The organism is Streptomyces sp. NPDC029139 (assembly GCF_055564335.1).
In genome coordinates this window covers 1-20,068 of record NZ_JBVHWN010000028.1, presented here as the reverse complement: position 1 = coordinate 20,068, position 20,068 = coordinate 1, and the positions used below count along the sequence as shown (strand labels likewise).

The window sequence follows — 20,068 nt, the reverse complement described above, 5'->3', positions numbered from 1 at the left end:
CCCCTCCCCCCCCCCCCCCCCCCCCCCCCCCCCCCCCCCCCCCCCCCCCCCCCCCCCCCCCCCCCCCCCCCCCCCCCCCCCCCCCCCCCCCCCCGAGACGCCCGTCGGCACCGGCGGTGTGCGCGCCTCAGGCGGCATCGGACAGCGCGTGCGCCTCCGACCGCGCCGCCGACTCAGTCTTGGCCGGCTGCTCGTCCCGCGCCGGGCGCTCAACCCGGGCCGGCTGCTCAGCCCTGGCCCGCTGCTCGGCCCGGGCCGAACGGTCGACCCTCGCGGGCCGCTCGTCCGCCCTCCGGTCGTCGTTCCGCGGGGCCTCCGCGACCTGCCGTATGCCCGCCACCCCGGCCGCCGCATCGCCGTCCGGCATCTGCGCGACCTTCCGCGCCCGGCGCCGCTCGCGCCGCAGCCGGCGCGCCGTACTGCTCGGCTCCGACACCACACCGTTCCGCTGCCGCCACACCTGACGCGTCACCCACACGTCGAGCACGCTCCATGTCGCCACGACCGTGCTGCCCACCGAGGTGAGCAGCAACGGAAACGCGAGCCAGGAGCCCGTGACCGTGAAGAGGAAGGCCACCGTCGCCTGTATGAGCGTCACCGAGGTGAGCAGCACGGCCCTCACGGCGGCGGTACGCACAGGGTCCGGCAACCGGCGCCGGGCCTTCTCGTCCTCCACCCACAACTGCCGTGCCGGTCGCGCCTCGTGCACCATCGTTCGTCACTCCCCACCGCTGACCCGTCCTCAGGGGCGGTTGCCCGTCATGAGTGGCTTTACACGGACACACCCCTCCCCGCACACAATGACGCTCGGCGGAGCGAAAAGGTTTCCCCACGTTCGTACCGGAAGGAACAGTTCAGGCCATCTGCCGTAGCCGCACACGCCGAGCCCCGCCAGGTGTCCTGCGCCACACTGGCGAATCCCAACTCCTCGAATACCAGGACATCTCATGATCAACGCTCACTCGAGAGGCTGAAAATCGCCCGGATGTGCCTTCGAGTTGGCTGTGATGCAGTAGTAGGCTCGCGCCGCCGTTTGTTGAAGCCGTTTGTTGAAGCCGATGGTTGACGCCATGTGTTGACGCTGTGTGTTGACGCCACGCGTCGCAAAGGAGGACCTCCGCGCCGGGTGGAGGCCGAACTGGGGGAGGCCATGCGCTTTCGCGGGAAGTCCATCCGCCGGAAGATCGTGGCGTTGCTGCTGGTGCCGCTCGTTTCCCTCACCGGCCTCTGGGGCTTCGCGACGGTACTCACCGGGCGCGAGGCGGACCAGCTCCTCGACGTCGGCTACATCGTCGAGAAGGTCGGCTACCCCATCGAGGACACGGCCCGCGTCATTCAGAAGGAACGCCGGCAGTCGCTGATCTATCTGGCCGATCCGCGTGCCTCGGACTCCCTCACCACCCTCCGCGAGCAGCGCGACGCCACCGACCGCCAGATCGCCCTCATCCGGCGGAACGCCGCCGACTCCGGCGTACGCGAGGAGATGCGGCCCGTCGCCTCGCAGCGCCTCGAATCGCTGTTGACCGCTCTGGACGGCCTGGACGCGCTCCGCCGCTCCGTGGAGAACCGCAGCATCGGCCGCATGCAGGCCCTCGACTTCTACAACCGCTTGGTCGACCCCTGCTACAGCTTCCTCATGACCCTCCACGCGCTCGAGAACGTGGAGATGGACAAGCAGGGCCGTGCCCTCGTCGGCATCGTCCGCGGCCGCGAGATGCTCTCCCGCGAGGACGCCCTGGTCGTCTCCGCGCTCATCTCCGGACGCGTCACGGCCGAGGAGCTGCGCGCGGTCACCGACCTCGTCGCCCACCGCAAGCAGTTCTACGAGGTGAACCTCGAGGTCCTGCCCACCGTCGAACGCGAGAAGTTCGAGAAGTACTGGGGCAGTCCCGACACCGAGCCGCTGCGCCGGGCCGAGGAGGAGCTGATCGCCGCGGGTCCCACCAAGAGCCCGCGCACCATCACCGCGGAGCGCTGGGAGGAACGGGCGAACCCGGTCCTCGACGACCTCGCACGGGAGAACACCGCCGCCGGAGACCGTTACCAGGAGCGCGTCCAGCCCGCCGCCTACAGCGTGCTGCTCAAGGCCGGTGTCGCCGGTGTCCTCGGCTTCCTGGCCCTGCTCGTCTCCCTGATCGTCTCCGTCCGTGTCGGCCGGGAACTCGTCCGCGACCTCAGCCGGCTCCGCAAGGAGGCCCAGGAGGTCTCCGGCGTGCGTCTGCCCAGCGTCATGCGCCGCCTCGCCGCGGGCGAACACGTCGACGTCGAGACCGAGGTGCCGCACCTGCGGTACGAGCAGGACGAGGTCGGCCAGGTCGGCCAGGCCCTCAACACCCTGCAGCGGGCCGCCGTCGAGGCCGCCGTGAAGCAGGCCGACATGCGGCGCGGCGTCTCCGAGGTCTTCGTCAACCTCGCCCGCCGCAACCAGGTACTGCTGCACCGCCAGCTCACCCTCCTCGACACCATGGAACGGCGGACCGAGGACACCGAGGAACTGGCCGACCTCTTCCGGCTCGACCACATGACCACGCGCATGCGCCGCCACGCCGAGGGCCTCGTGATCCTCTCCGGCGCCGCGCCCTCCCGCCAGTGGCGCAAGCCCGTCCAGCTCATGGACGTCGTCCGCGCGGCGGTCGCCGAGGTCGAGGACTACGAGCGGATCGAGGTGCGCCGCCTGCCCCGCCTCGGCGTGGGCGGCCCCGCCGTCGCCGACCTCACCCACCTCATCGCGGAACTCCTGGAGAACGCCACGGTGTTCTCGCCCCCGCACACCGCCGTCCAGGTGCTCGGCGAGCGGGTCGCCAACGGCTTCACCCTCGAGATCCACGACCGCGGCCTCGGCATGAACCCCGACGCCCTGCTCGACGCCAACCTCCGGCTCGCGGAGACACCGGAGTTCGAGCTCTCCGACACCGACCGCCTCGGCCTCTTCGTGGTCAGCCGGCTCGCCCAGCGCCAGAACGTCCGCGTCTCGCTGCAGCCTTCGCCGTACGGAGGGACCACCGCGGTCGTCTTCATCCCGGCCGCCCTGCTCACCGACGCGCCCGAGACCCAGGGCGCCGGCTTCCGACTGGACCGCAAGACCCTGGACCGCAAGCCGCTGGACCGGGGGCTCGCGGAGCGGGAGAAGAGCGCCGCCGACCGGCCGAGTCGCCGTCCCGCTCTCACCAAGGTGCCGGGCGGTGCGCCCCGGGGCACCGGATCGACGCGCTCCACCACCTCCCCGCTCCTGGACGGCCCGCTCGACGGGCCCGTGGAGCTCGAACCGCCCCTCGGCACCTCCGGCTTCGAGTCCCTGCTCGGTCCGCTCGGTTCGTCCGCCGCCGATCTGGAGGACACCGAGAGCGAGCGCGGTGGCCTGTTCCGCCCCCGTGGCCACCGCCGCGGGCTCGCCCCGGCCCCGGGGGCCGAGGAGCACGAGCAGACCCCGGACCCGGCGAGCGACCCGGCAAACGACCAGAGGATCGACCGGGAGCCCGAGCGCGGCCCCCTGCCGCTGCCCCGCCGCCGCCCGCCCACGCTCGTCGTCGACCACGGCCGCCGGATCGACGAGCCGGGCCGCGCGCACCCGTCCGCCGCGCAGGAGCGCGAGGACCGGACGCCGACCCCGCCCCCGACGCCGCCCACGCTGGTACCCGTACCGCCCGCCGGCCCCTTCTCGTCCGACGGCCCGGCCCCGGCCGAACGTCGCGTACAGCCCGACGGTCCCGTCGAGTTCGGGGGTCCCGCGGAGTTCGGCGGGCTGCCCCGCCGGGTCCGGCAGGCGAGTCTCGCGCCCCAGCTGCGGGAGACGGGCGAACGCGGCGACGACAAGGCGTCCACGGGCTCCACCGCCTCCGCCGACACGGACTTCGAGCGCGATGCCGAGGAGGTGCGCAGCCGCATGGCTTCCATGCAGCGCGGCTGGCAGCGCGGACGACGGCAGAACGCCGAGACGACAGCACCAGGAACGACACCCGAGGGGGACGGTCGATGACCGCACCGAACGCCGCAGCAAGCCACACCTCCGGAAACGCCAACGGCGAGCTGAACTGGCTCCTCGACGAGCTGGTCCAGCGGGTCGCGTCGATCCGCAAGGCCCTGGTGCTCTCCAGCGACGGACTCCCCACCGGTGCCTCCGCGGCGCTGACCCGTGAGGACGGCGAGCATCTCGCCGCCGTCGCCTCCGGCTTCCACAGCCTCGCCAAGGGAGTCGGCCGTCACTTCGAGGCGGGCAGGGTCCGGCAGACCGTCGTGGAGCTGGAGGACGCGTTCCTCTTCGTCACGGCGGCGGGGGACGGCAGTTGCCTCGCCGTGCTCGCGGACGCCGACTCGGACGTCGGCCAGGTCGCCTACGAGATGACACTGATGGTCAAGAGGGTCGGCGCCCACCTCGCGACGGCGCCTCGCACCGGACCGTCCGCCGGAGGGTGAGTGGGGGGACACCATGACTGAAGGCACTGGCACCGACGGCATGACCGACCGCACGACTGCCGGCCTCACCGACGGTACGACCGACGGCACGACCGAAGCCCACCCGCGGGACCGCGGGCCGGGCCCGGCCCACCACTGGTTCGACGACGAGGCCGGGCCGGTGGTCCGTCCGTACGCGATGACCCGCGGCCGGACCAGCGCCGCCACCCGTCATCGCCTCGACCTGATCGCCCTGGTGGTCCCCGAGCCCGCCGCGGACGATCCGGGCCGTGACCAGACGCTCTCCCCGGAACACGTGGAGATCGTCGAGCGCTGTTCGGACATGCCGCAGTCCATCGCCGAACTCGCCGCCGGACTCGACCTCCCCGTGGGGGTCGTGCGCGTCCTCGTCGGCGATCTCGTCGAGGACGAACTCGTCCATGTGACCCGCCCCGTTCCGCCGGCCGAGCTGCCGGACGTGAGCATTCTCCGCGAGGTGATCAATGGCCTTCGGGCGCTCTAGCCGCAAGAAGCCGCTTGTCGAACCGGTGACGCTGAAGATCCTGGTCGCGGGCGGTTTCGGGGTGGGCAAGACGACGCTGGTCGGCGCCGTCAGCGAGATCAGACCGCTGCGCACCGAGGAGATCCTGAGCGAGGCCGGCCGGCCCGTCGACGATCTCCACGGGGTCGAGGCCAAGTCGACCACCACGGTCGCGATGGACTTCGGGCGGATCACTCTTCGCGAGGACCTGGTCCTGTACCTCTTCGGCACACCCGGCCAGGACCGCTTCTGGTTCCTCTGGGACGAACTGGCCCAGGGTGCGCTCGGGGCGATCGTGCTGGCGGACACCCGTCGCCTGGAGGACAGTTTCGCGGCGATCGACTACTTCGAGCGGCGCGGCATCCCGTTCACGGTGGCGGTCAACTGCTTCGAGGGCGCCCGCCGGTTCCCGGCCGAGACCGTGCGCGGGGCGCTCGACCTCGACCCCGAGGTCGAGCTCCTGATGTGCGACGCGCGCGACCGGGAGTCCGTGAAGAACGTCCTCGTGGCCGTCGTGGAGCACGCGCTGGTCCTGGCGGACCAGCGCGCCGCCCCGGCCCCCGTCCCGACCTGACACCGGGTCCCGGCCGTGGTGGACCGCTCCCACGAGCTGCCCACCACGGCCCGGCCGACCGCACCGCCCGCGCCGGCCGATCGCACCGCCGCTGGCCCGGCCGACCGCCCCCCGGCACCGGCCGATCACACCCCCCTCGGCACCGGCCGATCGCACCGCCTCCCGGCGCCGGCCAGCGCACCGCCTTCACACCAGCCCGACCGGCCCGGCCGACCGCATCGCCCCGGCGGCGCCGGTCAGCGCACCGCCACCACCGCCGACCCGTGCCCGAACAGCCCCTGGTTCGCGGTGATCCCGACACGCGCCCCGGGCACCTGGCGGTCGCCGGCCGTGCCCCGCAACTGCCAGGTGAGCTCGCAGACCTGCGCGAGGGCCTGTGCGGGCACGGCCTCGCCGAAGGACCCCAGGCCGCCGCTGGAGTTGACCGGGACGCGGCCCCCCAGCGCCGTGATCCCCTCCCTTACCAGTTTCGCGCCCTCACCGGCGCCGCACAGACCGATGTCCTCGTACCACTCCAGCTCCAGCGCGGTGGACAGGTCGTACACCTCCGCCAGCGACAGATCCTCGGGCCCGACACCTGCCTCCTCGTAGGCGGCACGCGCGATGGATGCCCGGAAGGTGTGCGGCGCGGGGGAGACGGCGAGCGCGGAGTCGGTCGCGATGTCGGGCAGGTCGAGGACCGCCTTCGGGTACGTTGGCGTCACGGTGGAGACCGCCCGGATACGGACGGGTTCCGGGTGCCCGTGGCGGCGGGCGAACTCCATGCTGGACAGCACCAGCGCCGCGCCCCCGTCCGAGGTGGCGCAGATGTCGAGCAGCCGCAGCGGGTCGGCGACGACGGCCGAGGCCGCGACGTCCTCGGCGCTCACCGCCGTGCGATAGCGCGCGAGCGGGTTGAGCGCTCCGGCGGCCGCGTTCTTCACCTTGACCTGGGCGAAATCCTCCGCCGTGTCCCCGTACAGGGCCATCCGGCGGCGGGCGTAGAGCGCGAAGTACGCCGGATTGGTCGCCCCGAGGACACGGAAGCGCAGCCAGTCCGGGTCGTCGTGCCGCTCCCCGCCCGCCGGGGCGAAGAAACCCTTGGGCGCCGAGTCGGCGCCGACGACGAGCACCACGTCCGCCAGGCCGGCGAGGATCTGCGCCCGCGCCGTGCCGACCGCCTGCGCCCCCGAGGCGCAGGCCGCGTAGACGCTGGTGACACGCGCCCCCTGCCAGCCCAGCGCCTGGGCGAACGTCGCCCCCGCCACGTATCCCGGATATCCGCACCGCACGGTGTCGGCGCCGACCACCGAACCGATGTCCCGCCAGGTCAGCCCGGCGTCCGCGAGGGCCGCCCGGGCCGCCGCGGTCCCGTACTCGACGAAACTGCGCCCCCACTTGCCCCACGGATGCATCCCGGCCCCCAGGACGGCGATGTCGTTCATGACCGCTCCTCCGCCACGCGCGCGTGCACCGGCCGCCAGTGCCAGGTGGTCCAGATGTGCGCGTCGTCCTCGTTCAGGACCCCGGGCACCACCTCGACCTCCATGCCGATGGCGAGGTCCGCGGTCCGCACCCCGGGCGCCGCCTGCCCGAGCACCACCATCGCCTCGGCCAGCTCGACCGCCACCAGCGTGTACGGCTCCCAGGGCGCGTCCGGGTCGGAGACGTAGGGCGCGGGCGGACGGTAGCGGCCGTCCGTGTACGACCACACGCGGCCGCGCCGGGAGAGCGGGGCCTCGACGAGTTCGCCACCGTCCGGGCACCCGGGGTTGCGGCACCAGGAGTCCTCGCGGGGGAAGAAGACCGAGGCGCAGGCCGTGCACCGGGTCCCGAGGAGCCGGAAGTCCCCCTCCTCGCCGTCGTCCGTGAACCATCCGGCCACCACCGGTCTGCGCGTCCGTGTCACGACGGCCCTCCCGAGCACCAGGAACGACAGAATCTGACGAAGCGTCAGGAGTCTGCCACGGATCTCGTGCGCTGAGAACCGTCGGGGCCTTCCTCGCGTCCCTACGTACGGAACGGGCGGCCGGGACCCACGGGGGTGGTCCCGGCCGCCCGTCACCCATCCGCTCCCGGCCCGCCGCCCGCCCCCGGCCCGCACCGGCGTGCCGCCCGTCACCCGGCGCGACCCGGTCACCTCCCGGTCAGTGACCGGCCACCGAGCGCCGCGCCACCGGGAAGTCGAAGAAGGTGCCCGGGAACGGCTCCGGCTTGAACGTGAAGTGCCACCACTCCTCGGGCAGGTTCACGAACCCCTGCTCGGCCAGCGTCCCCTTCAGAAGCTGCCGGTTCGCCCGCTGCGCGCCGCCGATCCGCGGATCCTCGGTGTGCGACAGCGTGTCGAAGCAGTCGAAACCCGTGCCCATGTCGACCGAGTTGTCGGGGAAGCGCTCGGCCTGCGGGGCGTAGCACTCCACCAGCTCCTCGCCCGGCGTGTACGGGCGGGTGGGCGCGGCCGGCAGCTTCACGATCGTCAGGTCGACCGTCGAGCCGCGGCTGTGCCCCGACTTCTCCGCGATGTAACCGTCCGCGAACAACCTCGACTTGTCGACCAGCGGATAGAACTCCTTCTTCATCCGCTCGTCCTCGAGGTCCCTCGCCCAGCGGACGAAGTGGTCGACGGCCCGCTGCGGCCGGTAGCAGTCGTAGACCTTCAGCGAATACCCCCGCGCGAGCAGCTTCACCTGGGCGCGGTGCAGCGCCTCGGCGGCAGGGCGGGTCAGGATGCACAGCGGCTGGCGGTAGCCGTCGACCGCCTCGCCCACGAAGTTGTGCTCCGTGGTGTAGCGCATCTCCTGAATGATCGTCCGGTCCACCGAACTCAGCGCCACGAACTCCTTCGGGGCCTTGGGCTCCGGTGTGGCCTGTGCGGACGGTACGGCCGCGGTGGCGGCGAGCAGACCGGCGGCCACCGGCGCACCGAGCCTACGGAAAACGGAAGCAAGTCCTGTCATGTGCACCGTCTATCAGTTCCGGGAGGCGCGGGAAAGGGGTGATCGCATACGGTCCTGACGTGAAGGACACCTACTGCTCCGCCTGCGGCACCCGCTACGCCGAGCCCGCCGCCTGGCCCCGCCGGTGCACCACCTGCGGCGCCGTCGCCTACCGCAATCCGCTGCCCGTGGCCGTCGCCCTGCTCCCCGTGACGGACGTCCGGGCAACCGGACTTGTCGTCATCACCCGCTCGATCGAACCCGCCAAGGGGGGGGTCGCGCTGCCCGGAGGCTTCATCGACCACACCGAGGACTGGCGCGACGCGGTCGTCCGCGAGCTGCGTGAGGAGACCGGGATCGAGGCGGCGGCGGGGGAGGTACGGCTCGCCGACGCGCTCAGCTCCCCGGGCGGACACCTCCTGGTCTTCGGCCTGCTCCCGCTCCGCCCTGCAGCCGACCTGCCGCCGTCCGCCCCCACGGACGAGACCACCGGCCGCCACCTTCTCCATGCCCCGGAGGAACTGGCCTTCCCCCTGCACACGGAGGCGGTACGGCGCTGGTTCGACGGACGCTACGCCTCCGCCCGCTGAGGCCCCCGCACCCACGCGGCAAGCGGGGCCGCCCCGACACCCGCACCGGATGCGGGGCCGGTCACCCCGGCTGGCCCCGCCCCGACGGCGCCGTCGTCCCGCCCCACTCCGCCCGCACACGGTGTCATCCCACCCCACTCCGCCCGGATGGGGCGCCCGCCGCCCCCTATACGCCCCGTACGCGCACCGGAAGCCCCACCTCCTCCGCCCCCGCGTCCGTCACCCGCTCCACCACCACCCGGCCGTCCACGAGCCGCGACGCGTACCGCTCGATCTCGGCCGGTTCCCACCCGTCCCCCGCGTCCCGTACGACGAGCCCGCCCCCGGTCCGACCGGCCGCCGGCGCCCACACCTCCAGCTCCAGGCCACCGTCCGCACCCCGCACCGGAATCACCGACCCCGCGCGCGCGAGCACCGGGATGCGCGACGCGGGCGCGTCGAGAAGGACCTGTCCCGGCCCTTCGTACGCGCGCCCCGTCGCCGTGTCGTACCAGCGCCCGCGCGGCAGCCGCACCGCGCGCCGGTCGGCGCCCTTGGCGAGCACCGGCGCCACGAGCAGCGCGTCGCCGAGCAGGAAGGCGTCCTCGCAGTCCCGCAGGGCCCGGTCCTCCGGAGCGCCCCACCACACCGGACGGACGTACGGCGCCCCGGTCAGCCGGGCGAGCTGGGCCAGCGTGACGAAGTACGGCCGCATCCGCTCCCGCTCGGCGAGCGCCACGCGCGCGTGCTCCAGGACCTCGGGCCCGAACTCCCACGGCTCACGCCGTCCCGCGTCGATCGCCGCGTGCGTACGGAAGAGCGGCAGCCACGCCCCCAGTTGGAACCACCGCAGGAACAGCTCCGGTGACGGGCTCCCGTCGAAGCCGCCGACATCCGGCCCCGAGTACGGCACCCCGCACAGCCCGAGCCCCAGAACCAGCGAGAGCGACGCCCGCAGCCCCGGCCACCCGGTCGACACGTCGCCGGACCAGGTCCCGCCGTACCGCTGCATCCCCGCCCAGCCCGAGCGGGAGAAGAGGAACGGCCGCTCGTCCGGCCGGAGCCGGCGCAGCCCCTCGTACCCGGCCCAGGTCATCGTCAGCCCGTACACGTTGTGCGCCTCACGGTGGTCGCCGCCCCGCCCCTCGAGCGCGTGCCGGGAGGAGCGCGGCAGCGTCGGGTCCCCGAAGGGGGAGAAGGAGACCGGCTCGTTCATGTCGTGCCAGAACCCGGAGAACCCCTGCGCGAGCCGCTCCTCGTACAGGCCGCCCCACCACTCCCGTACCGCGGGATCGGTGAAGTCCGGATAGGCGCACTCGCCCGGCCAGACCACCCCCTGGACCTCGTTCCCCCGTCCGTCACGGACGAACGCGCCGACCGCCGTCCCGCTGTCGTACACCGCGTTCCCCGGCTCCGCCCGCACCGCGGGGTCCACGATCGACACCAGCCGTACGCCCTGCTCCCGCAGTTCCGCGGCGAGCCCCGGCAGATCGGGGAACCGTTCGCGGTCCACCGTGAACACCTGATGCGCCTCGTGGTGGTCGATGTCCAGATGGAGCACGGACAACGGCATTCCCCGCTCGCGGTAGCCGGCCACCACCCGCCGCACCTCACGCTCGCTGCCGAACCCCCAGCGCGCGTGCTGCGGACCCAGCGCCCAGGACGGCGGCAGCGCGGGCGCCCCCGTCAGCGCCGCCCAGCCGTGCAGGACCCGGGCGGGGGTGGTGCCGGCCACCACCCAGCAGCGAAGCGGCCCGCCCCCCATCCGGACCTCGCTGGTCCCCGGCCGGTCGTGACCCGAACCCGCCCCCTCCTCACCTTCGGTGAGCGTGACCCGGCCGTCCCAGGAGTTGTCGTGGAACGCCAGATGCGTGCCCGCGTCCGAGACCACGAACTGCACCGGCATCGTGATGTACAGCGGATCGTCGCCGGGGGAGAAACTGCCCCTCGGGTCGGTGTTCCACAGCCGGTACGAACCGTCGCGCAGCCGCGGCCCCGACGCCCGCCCGCCGAGCCCGAAGAACCGTGCGTCGGCGGGCACCTCGCTGCGCTGCACCCAGCGCGCGGGACCGCCCCCGACCGGCTCCCACCAGCGCGGCGGCAGATCCCGCCGCAGTACCAGGCCACCGGGGGTGCGGACCTCCACCGCCCCGTGCCGGGACACCGCGACCGTCACCCGCTCCGACACCACCCGCCAGCCGCCGTCGGTGTCCGGCTCGAGGAAGGCCCGCGGATCCGGCTCGGGCGGCTCTCCGGCCAGGGCGTACGAAGGGAGCGGCCCGGCCCCGTCCCAGCCCCAGAAGACCGTCCCTCCCGCCGACACACTGATCCGTAGCTCGGAACGGGCGAACCGGACGATCCCCCCGCCCGGCATCGGCTCCGCCTCGCCGACCGGCCCCGGCACCCGGGCCCGTTCCGTCCCTCTCGGCGGCAGACCCCACGCGTCCGTCCGGCGCTGCCGCCACGCCGCACGCACCGCCCGCAACCCCTGCACCGATCCGAACACCCTCACCGAACGCACCAGCTCACGACCGTCCATGCTGATCACCCTGCCATTCGGCGGGGCGCGCGCGAGGTCCGTTCAACTTCCGTTCACCCGTGGTGGGAGCACATATTCAGCTGCTCGACCATGGGCGGGGAACCCTGGTGCGAACGCCGCTCCCATGGCATCGTCCCTGTCAGCCGCGTCACGCGCACACCCCAGCACGTGCGCGCGACACACGCAGATCCCGCGTACGCCCAGGAGCAGCCCCATGACATCAGCGCACACCGAGCCGCTTTGGCAGCCGGACGAGGAACGCATCGCCGCAGCCGCGGTCACCCGTTTCCAGTCCTGGGCCGCCGAGCGCCACGGCGCCCCGGCCGAGGGTGGATACCCGGCCCTGCACCGCTGGTCGGTGGACGAGCTGGAGACGTTCTGGCAGGCCGTCGCCGAATGGTTCGACATCCGCTTCGCCACCCCGTACGAGCGCGTCCTCGGCGACCGCTCGATGCCCGGCGCCGAGTGGTTCCCCGGAGCCACCCTCAACTACGCCGAGCACGCCCTGCGCGCCGCGGCCGAGCGCCCCCACGAGCCGGCCCTGCTCCATGTGGACGAGACACATGAGCCGCGCCCCATCACCTGGGCGGCACTGCGCCGCCAGGTCGGCTCGCTCGCCGCCGAACTGCGCGCTCTGGGCGTCCGCCCCGGCGACCGCGTCAGCGGCTACCTCCCCAACATCCCCGAGGCCGTCACCGCCCTCCTCGCCACGGCCGCCGTCGGCGCGGTGTGGACCTCCTGCGCCCCCGACTTCGGCGCTCGCAGCGTCCTCGACCGCTTCCAGCAGGTGGAACCGGTCGTCCTGTTCACCGTCGACGGCTACCGCTACGGCGGCAAGGAGCACGACCGCCGCGAGACCGTCGCCGAACTGCGCGCCGAACTTCCCACGCTCCGCGCCGTCGTCCACATCCCCCTCCTCGGCACCGAGGCCCCCGAGGGAGCGCTCGCGTGGTCGGACCTCACGACGGCCGACGTGGAACCGGTCTTCGAGCAGGTGCCGTTCTCCCACCCGCTGTGGGTGCTGTACTCCTCCGGCACGACGGGTCTGCCCAAGGCGATCGTGCAGTCCCAGGGCGGCATCCTGATCGAGCACTTCAAGCAGCTCGGCCTGCACTGCGACCTGGGCCCCGAGGACGTGTTCTTCTGGTACACCTCCACCGGCTGGATGATGTGGAACTTCCTCGTCTCCGGCCTGCTCACCGGCACCACCGTCGTCATCTACGACGGCAGCCCCGGCTACCCCGACACCGGCGCCCAGTGGCGCGTGGCCGAACGGACCGGCGCGACGCTGTACGGCACCTCCGCCGCGTACGTCATGGCCTGCGCCAAGGCCGACGTCCACCCGGGCCGGGACTTCGACCTCTCCCGCGTCACGTGCGTCGCCACCACCGGCTCGCCGCTCCCGCCCGACGGCTTCCGCTGGCTCCACGACGAGGTCCGAGAGAACCTCTGGATCGCCTCCGTCAGCGGCGGCACGGACGTCTGCTCCTGCTTCGCCGGAGCCGTACCGACCCTGCCGGTCCACATCGGCGAGCTCCAGGCCGCCGGCCTCGGCACGGACCTGCAGTCCTGGGACCCCTCCGGCAAGCCGCTGATCGGCGAGGTCGGCGAACTCGTCGTCACCCACCCGATGCCGTCCATGCCGATCCACTTCTGGAACGACCCCGACGGCAGCCGCTACCGCGACAGCTACTTCGAGATGTTCCCGGGCGTCTGGCGCCACGGCGACTGGATCACGATCACGGACCACGGCTCGGTCGTCATCCACGGCCGCTCCGACTCCACCCTGAACCGCCAGGGCGTACGGATGGGCAGCGCGGACATCTACGAGGCCGTCGAACGCCTCCCGGAGATCCGCGAATCCCTCGTCATCGGCATCGAGGAGCCGGACGGCGGGTACTGGATGCCGCTCTTCGTCCACCTCGCGGAGGGCGCGGCCCTGGACGAGGCGCTGATCGCCCGCATCAAGCGAACGATCCGCACCGAACTCTCCCCGCGCCACGTCCCCGACGACATCATCGAGGTCCCCGGCGTCCCGCACACCCTCACGGGCAAGCGCATCGAGGTCCCGGTCAAACGCCTCCTCCAGGGCACCCCGATGTCCAAGGCCGTCAATCCGGGCTCGGTCGACAACCTCGAACTGCTCGCCTTCTACGAGGAGCTGGCCAGGAACCGGACCACGTGACATGACGTGACCGGGCGGGGGGTGGGGGAGCGCCCTACCCCCCGTACGTCGCCTGGGACTCGCCCAGCGCCTCGGCGAAGTCGGCAGCCAGCCGCACCGCCGCCTCCGCCCCCAGCGTCGCCGTCGTGATCCGCACCGCCGTCGGCGACGCGACACGGAACCGTGCCCCGGCCGCCACCCACCAGCCCCGGGTCCGCAACCCGTTGACCACCGCCGACTCGTCCCGCACCGGCACCCACACGTTGAGCCCGCTCGACCCCGTCGCCGCGATCCCGTGGCCCGCCAGCGCGTCGATCAGCGCCGTACGCCGCTCGGTGTACGCCGCCGCTCCCGCGGCCACCAGCTCCGCCACCGCCCGGTCCCCGAGCAACCCGGCCACCGTTTTTTGCAGGACGTGACTGACCCAGCCGGACGTCATCAGCATCCGGCCGTCGTGCCGGGCCAGCGTCGCCGCGTCACAGGCGAGACCGGCCCACCTCAGGTCGATGCCCAGATGCTTGGACGCCGTCCGCACCTGCGCCCACCGCTCGAGACCGGCCGCCGCCAGGGTGTACGCAGGAACTCCCGCGACGTCCGCGTTGTGGTCGTCCTCCACGACCAGGACCTCGGGGAACTCCCGCAATACCGCCACCAGTTCGTCCCGCCGCGCCCGGCCGAAGTACGCGCCCGTCGGACACTGTCCCCGTGGGCTGCACACCACCGCCCGCACTCCGGCTCGCAGCGCCGACCGCAGGGCATCCGGCACGAGGCCCTCACCGTCCACCGCGACCGGGACCGCCCGCAGCCCCAAGGCCGGTACGAGGTCCAGCAGATGGTGGAACCCGGGATCCTCCACCGCCACCGCGTCCCCGGGCCGCAACTCCGTCGAAAGCAGGCGCGCGACGCAGTCCAGCGCCCCGTGCGCGAACGTCACATGCTCCGCCGGTACGCCGTCCCGCTCGAACCATGCGCGGGTCAGCTCCTCCAGCACCGCCAGGCGGGGCGCCGCGCGATGGGATCCGTACACCGGCCGGACCAGCGCCGGCGGCCGCAGCTCCGGCAGGAACGCCGGATCCGGATGACCACCCGCCAGGTCCACCAGACCGGCCGGGACCCGCGGCGGCCGACGCGAGGCCACCGAGGGCATCGCCGCGACCACCGTCCCGCCCCGCCCGCGCGTCATCACGACGCCTCGCTGCCGCAGTTCCTTGTACGCCGTGGCGACCGTGCCCGGACTGACGCCGAGCTCGTCCGCGAGCCGCCGCACCGGAGGCAGCGCGTCCCCCGGCCCGAGCCCGCCCTCGGCCACACCCAACTCCACGGACGCGGCAATCCCCTTGGCCGTCGTCCCCACGATCGAATATTGTGTTGCCACGTACCGAACTATGTATCAATGCAAAGCTGAGGTCAAGGGGGGTCGAGTGAGCCGGTCATCGTGGAAGAGGCGCGTTCCGGGAGGCGTCGACGGCCGCCGCATGCTCGCCATCGGCTTCGTCGACAAGTGCGGCACCGGACTCTGGGCCACCTCGATCGCCCTCTACTTCACCTACGTCTCCGGTCTCGGCATCGCCCAGGTCGGCCTCCTCGTCGGCATCTCCGGAGGAGTCGGCATCGCCGGCGCACCCCTCGCCGGACGCCTCGCCGACCGCTTCCCCCTCACCCGCGTCCTCATCGGCGCCCAACTCCTGCGCGCCGTAGCCCTCCTCGCCCTCCTCACCACCGACCACTTCGCCCTCCTCGTCCTCTACTCGGCCATCGGCGCCCTCCCCGACCGCGGGACCAACGTCCTCACCAAGCTGTACGCCGCCCGCATCGCCGGCCCCGCGCGCGTGCGCTACCAGGCCATCAACCGCACCGTCTCCAACCTCGGCTGGGCCTTCGGCGGACTCGGCGCCGCGGCCGCCCTCTCCGTCGCCACCACCACCGCCTTCCAGCTCCTGCTGCTCGGCAACGTCCTCACGTACGTGGTGATGGCCGCCCTCACCCTGCGCTGCGCCGAACCGCCCGCTCCCTCCCGCGTCGCGGCCGACGCCACCACCGAGGCACCCGCCGGCAAACCCGCCAACCCCTGGCGCGACCGCGGCTTCCTGCTCTTCACCACCACCGAGGCCGCGCTCGCCCTCCACGACACGATCCTCCAGGTCGCCATGCCGCTCTGGATCGTCCACGCCACCGACGCCCCCGTCGGCCTCGCCCCGCTGCTGCTCGTTCTCAACAGCGTCCTCGTCGTCCTCTTCCAGGTCCCCCTCGCCCGCTTCGGCGCCACCACCGACGCCGCCCGCCGCCTCCTCATCCCCCTCGCCTGCCTCTTCGGCGCCGGCACCCTCGCCCTCGCCGCCTCGGCCGCCGACGGACCGGCCGTGGCCATCACCGCCCTCGTCACGGCGGCCGTCGCCCTCACCTTCGCCGAGATCCTCCACGCCACGGCCTCCTGGGAACTCTCCGTCGCCCTCGCCCCCGACGAGGCCCAGGGCGCCTACCTCGGCGTCCATGGCCTCGCCCCCGCCACCCAGCGCTTCGCCGGCCCCCTCCTGCTCACCGGCGTCATCGCGGCCGGCCCCCTCGCCTGGCCCCTCCTCGGCGCCGGCCTCGTCGCCACCTGCGCCGCCCAGCACCGTCTCGTCCGCCGCCACCTCGCCAAGCGGTCACTGTCAGTGGCGCCCGTTACGGTGAGTGAGCACTGATCGACAGCGCTCAGGGGGAGACATGACACGACCCGGCACCACCACATCCCTGCGCCGCGCCCTGCGCCGCGAAGTCCCCAGCACCGTCGGCCTCCTCGCCGACGAGGACGACTTCGCGGCCATGCGCCGGTACGACACCTTCGCCTTCGACGACCACCCCGCCTACCTCCGCCAGATCGAGGGCCTGCTCAAGGCACTCGCCGCCCAGGGCGGTCACACCACCGTCGCCCTCTTCGACCCCGAGGAGTACGCGCGGTACTGCGAGAACACCGGCCTCGATCCCGACCGCCCCGCCAGCCGCAGCCGCTACACCGCCGAACTGGCCGCCACCAGCCCCCGCGTCGCCTACACCGGCCAGCCCATGGCCACCCTCGTCCCCACCCTCATCGACACGACGGTCCGCCACGCGACCTGGGAGTACGCCACGATGCTCCTCACGGACACCGGCGCCTGCGCCGACTGCGGCCAGGACATCGGCCGGGCCGCCTTCGACGACGCCTCCCGCCTGCTGATGCGACTCCTCGAAGCCGCCGGCCCCGGCACGCACCACCTCGTCTGCAGCGTCGCCGCCGCCGACGAACACCTCCTCGCCGTCCTCCACGCCACCTGCGACGAGAACGGACCCGCCCGACTCGACGCCGACGCGGGTGCCGAATTCACGACCGTCCTCGCCGCCGGCATCGCCCTCGACAGCCCCGGCGGAGTCGTCCTGCGCACCACCAGCCCAGGGGCACGCGACCGCCTCCACGGCTGGCGCCTCACCCGCGGCACCCTCCACCCCCTCACCGAGGCCGAGGTGTTCAGCGCCTACTGCACCGACGCCCGCACCGGAGAACCCCTCCCACCCGAACCGGACGTCGACTACCGCGCCGGCTTCGCCCTCGCCCCCGAGGACGACGACCGGCCCACCCACCACTGACGCCGAAGGGACTCCCCGCCACCTTCGTGACGGGGAGCCCCTTTCGCACTCCGAGACCGCTCCGGGATCACTCCCCGGACAGCACCGCCTGCGCGGCCACACGGGCCTCCTCGGCGGTGTCCGCCGCACGAGCGGCAGCCGCGGCCCGCTCGCACTGCGCCAGCGTGTACTTCGCGAGCGTCGCCCGCACATACGGAATCGACGCGGCACCCATCGACAGGGAGGTGACCCCCAGACCCGTCAGCACACAGGCGAGCAGCGGATCCGCGGCGGCCTCACCACAGACACCACAGCTCTTGCCCTCCGCCTTGGCCGCGTCGGCGGACAGCGCCACGAGGTCGAGCAGCGCCGGCTGCCACGGATCCTGCAGCCGCGACACCGCACCGACCTGACGGTCCGCCGCGAAGGTGTACTGCGCCAGGTCGTTGGTGCCCAGCGACAGGAACTCCACCTCCTGCAGGATCGACCGAGCCCGCAGCGCCGCGGAGGGAATCTCCACCATCGCGCCGAACTTCGCCCGCAGCCCCGCCTCACGGCAGGCGTCGGCGAACGCCTTCGCGTCCGTACGGTCCGCCACCATCGGCGCCATGACCTCGAGGTACACGGGCAGACCCGCGGCGGCCTTCGCCAGCGCGGTCAGCTGCGTCCGCAGCACCTCGGGGTGGTCGAGCAGCGTCCGCAGCCCGCGCACACCCAGCGCCGGGTTCGGCTCGTCCGCCGGCGTCAGGAAGTCGAGCGGCTTGTCCGCACCGGCATCCAGCACCCGCACGACCACACGGCCCTCGGGGAACGCCTCGAGAACCTTGCGGTACGCCTCGATCTGCTTCTCCTCCGACGGCGCCTTCCTGCTGTCGTCCAGGAAGAGGAACTCCGTACGGAACAGACCGACGCCCTCGGCCCCGGCCTCCACCGCCGCCGGCACGTCCGCCGGACCGCCGACATTGGCGAGCAGCGGCACCTTGTGCCCGTCCGAGGTCGCACCGGGACCACTGGACGCGGCGAGCGCGGCCTTGCGCTCGGCAGCGGCCGCAGCCAGTTCGGCCTTCCTCTCCTGGCTCGGGTTCACGAAGAGCTCGCCGGTGGAACCGTCCACGGCGATCACCGTGCCCTCGCCGATCTCACCGGCACCGGGGAGCGCCACCACGGCCGGCACCCCGAGGGCCCGCGCGAGAATCGCGCTGTGGCTCGTCGGCCCGCCCTCCTCGGTGACGAAACCGAGGACCAGCGTCGGGTCGAGCAGCGCGGTGTCCGCGGGAGCGAGGTCCCTGGCGATCAGCACGTACGGCTCGTCGCTGTCCGGCACACCTGGCATCGGCACGCCGAGGAGACGGGCGACGATACGGTTCCGCACGTCGTCGAGGTCGGCCACGCGTCCGGCCATGTACTCACCCGCGCCCGCGAGCAGCTCGCGGTAGTGGGAGAACGCGTCGTAGATACCGCGCTCGGCCGTGCTGCCGACGGCGATCCGGCGGTCGACATCGGCGATGAGCTCCGGGTCCTGCGCGATCATCGCCTGGGCCTCCAGCACGTGCTGTGCCTCGCCCCCGGCCAGATTGCCGCGCGCGATCAGGTCGGCAGCCACGGCCTCCACGGCCTGGCGGGCGCGCCCCTGTTCGCGCTCCGCCTCCTCGGCGGGAATCTGCTTGGCCGGCGGCTCGAGAACCGCCGTGCCCATGTGCCGAACCTCGCCGATCGCCACTCCGTGGCTGACGCCGACGCCTCGCAGCGTTGTCTCCATCTCACCCGTCTCCGCTAGAGCGGCGGCATCCGGCCGCCGCGATGTATATGGAACGGCGGTCGCCCCGAGGGCGACGCCGACGTCAGTTCCAGCCGAAGAGCTCGTCGTCGACCTTCACGTCGCCGTCCTCGACGAGATCGGAGAGGGAGTCGGCCGTGGCCTCGAGAGCCACGACCGGGCAGATGGGGGACTTGCCGGCGGCCTCGACCGCGGACGGGTCCCAGCGAACGACTTCCTGTCCCCGCTTCACGGTGTCGCCCTTGTTGACGAGCAGCTCGAAGCCCTCGCCGTTGAGCTGCACGGTGTCGATCCCGAGGTGGGTCAGCACCCCGTGTCCTTCGCCGTCGACGACGACGAAGGCGTGCGGGTGCAGGGAAACGATGACGCCGTCGACCGGCGACACGGCCGCCGAGGGCTCACGCACGGGATCGATGGCGGTGCCGGGACCGACCATCGCGCCGGAGAAGACCGGGTCGGGTACAGCGGCGAGACCGATGGCGCGACCGGCAAGTGGCGACGTCACGGTTGTCATGGGAAGCCTCCCAGGGGCGGAGATTGTGTGGCGCCGTCACTACCTGTCCTGGACGGCGTACTGCTCAGAAGCGTAAGTCATGAGAAGTCCTAGTTCCGCACGAGACGTACTAGTTGGCAGACCTAGGGACCACCCGGAAACGATTTGCCTCTACTGAAGGTGGGATGTACTGTCGTACACCTGCCTGGCCCCAACGCGACGTTGAGTCGTGGGTCGGCAGCACCTATCAAGCCAGATCCTAACCCCAGTGGTCTACACCTCTGCATGCCTGCGGAGGGGTGGTCAGGGGGAGCGAGAAAGCCTGGTAGTGTTTGACCCCGCCGCAAGGGAAAGCGCGAAAAGCGAATTCCTGAAACGGCAAGCCCGCTCCAGCGGGTGGCAGAAACGGAAATCGGATCTGCTAAGCTGGAAACACGAAAGACCGAAGGGAAAAGCCCGGAGGAAAGCCCGAGAGGGCGAGTACGAAGGAAGCGTCCGTTCCTTGAGAACTCAACAGCGTGC

The 20,068-nt window shown here is 72.6% G+C and carries 15 protein-coding genes and 1 pseudogene; 8 read left to right on the top strand and 8 right to left on the bottom strand.

Annotated features, from left to right (window positions below):
• Positions 1-375: 375 nt before the first annotated feature.
• Positions 376-712 (bottom strand): annotated as a pseudogene (locus ACZ4VW_RS32135) (hypothetical protein); the annotation flags it as partial.
• 438 nt (positions 713-1,150) lie between these two features.
• On the opposite strand from ACZ4VW_RS32135, the gene ACZ4VW_RS32130 reads away from it, so the two are divergent.
• From ACZ4VW_RS32130 to ACZ4VW_RS32115, 4 genes are read left to right on the top strand one after another with little or no spacing between them, the layout of a single operon-like run.
• Positions 1,151-3,976 (top strand): nitrate- and nitrite sensing domain-containing protein, encoded by a 2,826-nt coding sequence (locus ACZ4VW_RS32130; protein WP_467968615.1) that lies wholly within the window; start codon positions 1,151-1,153, stop codon positions 3,974-3,976.
• Entirely contained in the window at positions 3,973-4,413 is a 441-nt protein-coding gene (locus tag ACZ4VW_RS32125; protein ID WP_467968611.1) for a roadblock/LC7 domain-containing protein, read from the top strand. Before ACZ4VW_RS32130 ends, ACZ4VW_RS32125 begins: the two co-directional genes overlap by 4 nt.
• A 40-nt stretch (positions 4,414-4,453) precedes the next feature.
• Positions 4,454-4,915, top strand: coding sequence for a DUF742 domain-containing protein (locus tag ACZ4VW_RS32120; RefSeq protein WP_467968613.1), 462 nt, complete (start codon positions 4,454-4,456; stop codon positions 4,913-4,915).
• Positions 4,896-5,507, top strand: a complete 612-nt coding sequence (locus ACZ4VW_RS32115) for a GTP-binding protein (RefSeq protein ID WP_467968609.1) — start codon at positions 4,896-4,898, stop codon at positions 5,505-5,507. Before ACZ4VW_RS32120 ends, ACZ4VW_RS32115 begins: the two co-directional genes overlap by 20 nt.
• A gap of 236 nt (positions 5,508-5,743) precedes the next feature.
• Here the strand turns inward: ACZ4VW_RS32115 and ACZ4VW_RS32110 are convergent, their stop codons facing one another.
• The 3 genes from ACZ4VW_RS32110 to ACZ4VW_RS32100 all read right to left on the bottom strand — a co-directional run bounded on the left by ACZ4VW_RS32110 (position 5,744) and on the right by ACZ4VW_RS32100 (position 8,443).
• Complete coding sequence (locus tag ACZ4VW_RS32110; protein ID WP_467968607.1) at positions 5,744-6,931, bottom strand: lipid-transfer protein; 1,188 nt, start codon at positions 6,929-6,931, stop codon at positions 5,744-5,746.
• Positions 6,928-7,395, bottom strand: coding sequence for a Zn-ribbon domain-containing OB-fold protein (locus ACZ4VW_RS32105; protein WP_467968605.1), 468 nt, complete (start codon positions 7,393-7,395; stop codon positions 6,928-6,930). The genes ACZ4VW_RS32110 and ACZ4VW_RS32105 overlap by 4 nt, the downstream gene beginning before the upstream one ends.
• Before the next feature lie 238 nt (positions 7,396-7,633).
• Positions 7,634-8,443, bottom strand: a complete 810-nt coding sequence (locus ACZ4VW_RS32100; RefSeq protein WP_467968603.1) for a M15 family metallopeptidase — start codon at positions 8,441-8,443, stop codon at positions 7,634-7,636.
• Between the two features lie 59 nt (positions 8,444-8,502).
• Between ACZ4VW_RS32100 and ACZ4VW_RS32095 the strand changes: the two genes are divergently transcribed.
• A complete protein-coding gene (locus tag ACZ4VW_RS32095) occupies positions 8,503-9,012 on the top strand; it encodes an NUDIX domain-containing protein (protein WP_467968601.1) in 510 nt (169 codons plus the stop codon).
• 166 nt (positions 9,013-9,178) lie between these two features.
• Here ACZ4VW_RS32095 and ACZ4VW_RS32090 read toward each other — a convergent pair whose 3' ends face one another.
• Positions 9,179-11,530: a glycoside hydrolase family 31 protein gene (locus ACZ4VW_RS32090; protein ID WP_467968599.1), complete on the bottom strand. Its 2,352-nt coding sequence runs from the start codon at positions 11,528-11,530 to the stop codon at positions 9,179-9,181.
• A 214-nt stretch (positions 11,531-11,744) separates the two neighbouring features.
• Between ACZ4VW_RS32090 and ACZ4VW_RS32085 the strand changes: the two genes are divergently transcribed.
• Positions 11,745-13,715, top strand: a complete 1,971-nt coding sequence (locus tag ACZ4VW_RS32085; RefSeq protein WP_467968597.1) for an acetoacetate--CoA ligase — start codon at positions 11,745-11,747, stop codon at positions 13,713-13,715.
• Positions 13,716-13,749: 34 nt separating this feature from the next.
• Here the strand turns inward: ACZ4VW_RS32085 and ACZ4VW_RS32080 are convergent, their stop codons facing one another.
• A complete protein-coding gene (locus ACZ4VW_RS32080; protein WP_467968595.1) occupies positions 13,750-15,069 on the bottom strand; it encodes an aminotransferase class I/II-fold pyridoxal phosphate-dependent enzyme in 1,320 nt (439 codons plus the stop codon).
• A gap of 46 nt (positions 15,070-15,115) precedes the next feature.
• On the opposite strand from ACZ4VW_RS32080, the gene ACZ4VW_RS32075 reads away from it, so the two are divergent.
• Together ACZ4VW_RS32075 and ACZ4VW_RS32070 are read left to right on the top strand one after the other, a co-directional pair.
• Positions 15,116-16,378 (top strand): MFS transporter, encoded by a 1,263-nt coding sequence (locus ACZ4VW_RS32075; RefSeq protein ID WP_467968593.1) that lies wholly within the window; start codon positions 15,116-15,118, stop codon positions 16,376-16,378.
• A 22-nt stretch (positions 16,379-16,400) separates the two neighbouring features.
• Positions 16,401-17,297 (top strand): hypothetical protein, encoded by an 897-nt coding sequence (locus ACZ4VW_RS32070; protein WP_467968591.1) that lies wholly within the window; start codon positions 16,401-16,403, stop codon positions 17,295-17,297.
• 67 nt (positions 17,298-17,364) lie between these two features.
• Here ACZ4VW_RS32070 and ptsP read toward each other — a convergent pair whose 3' ends face one another.
• Both ptsP and ACZ4VW_RS32060 read right to left on the bottom strand, forming a co-directional pair.
• Positions 17,365-19,035, bottom strand: a complete 1,671-nt coding sequence (ptsP, locus tag ACZ4VW_RS32065) for a phosphoenolpyruvate--protein phosphotransferase (RefSeq protein ID WP_467968589.1) — start codon at positions 19,033-19,035, stop codon at positions 17,365-17,367.
• Positions 19,036-19,117: 82 nt separating this feature from the next.
• Positions 19,118-19,567: a PTS sugar transporter subunit IIA gene (locus tag ACZ4VW_RS32060; protein ID WP_467968587.1), complete on the bottom strand. Its 450-nt coding sequence runs from the start codon at positions 19,565-19,567 to the stop codon at positions 19,118-19,120.
• Between the last annotated feature and the right edge of the window lie 501 nt (positions 19,568-20,068).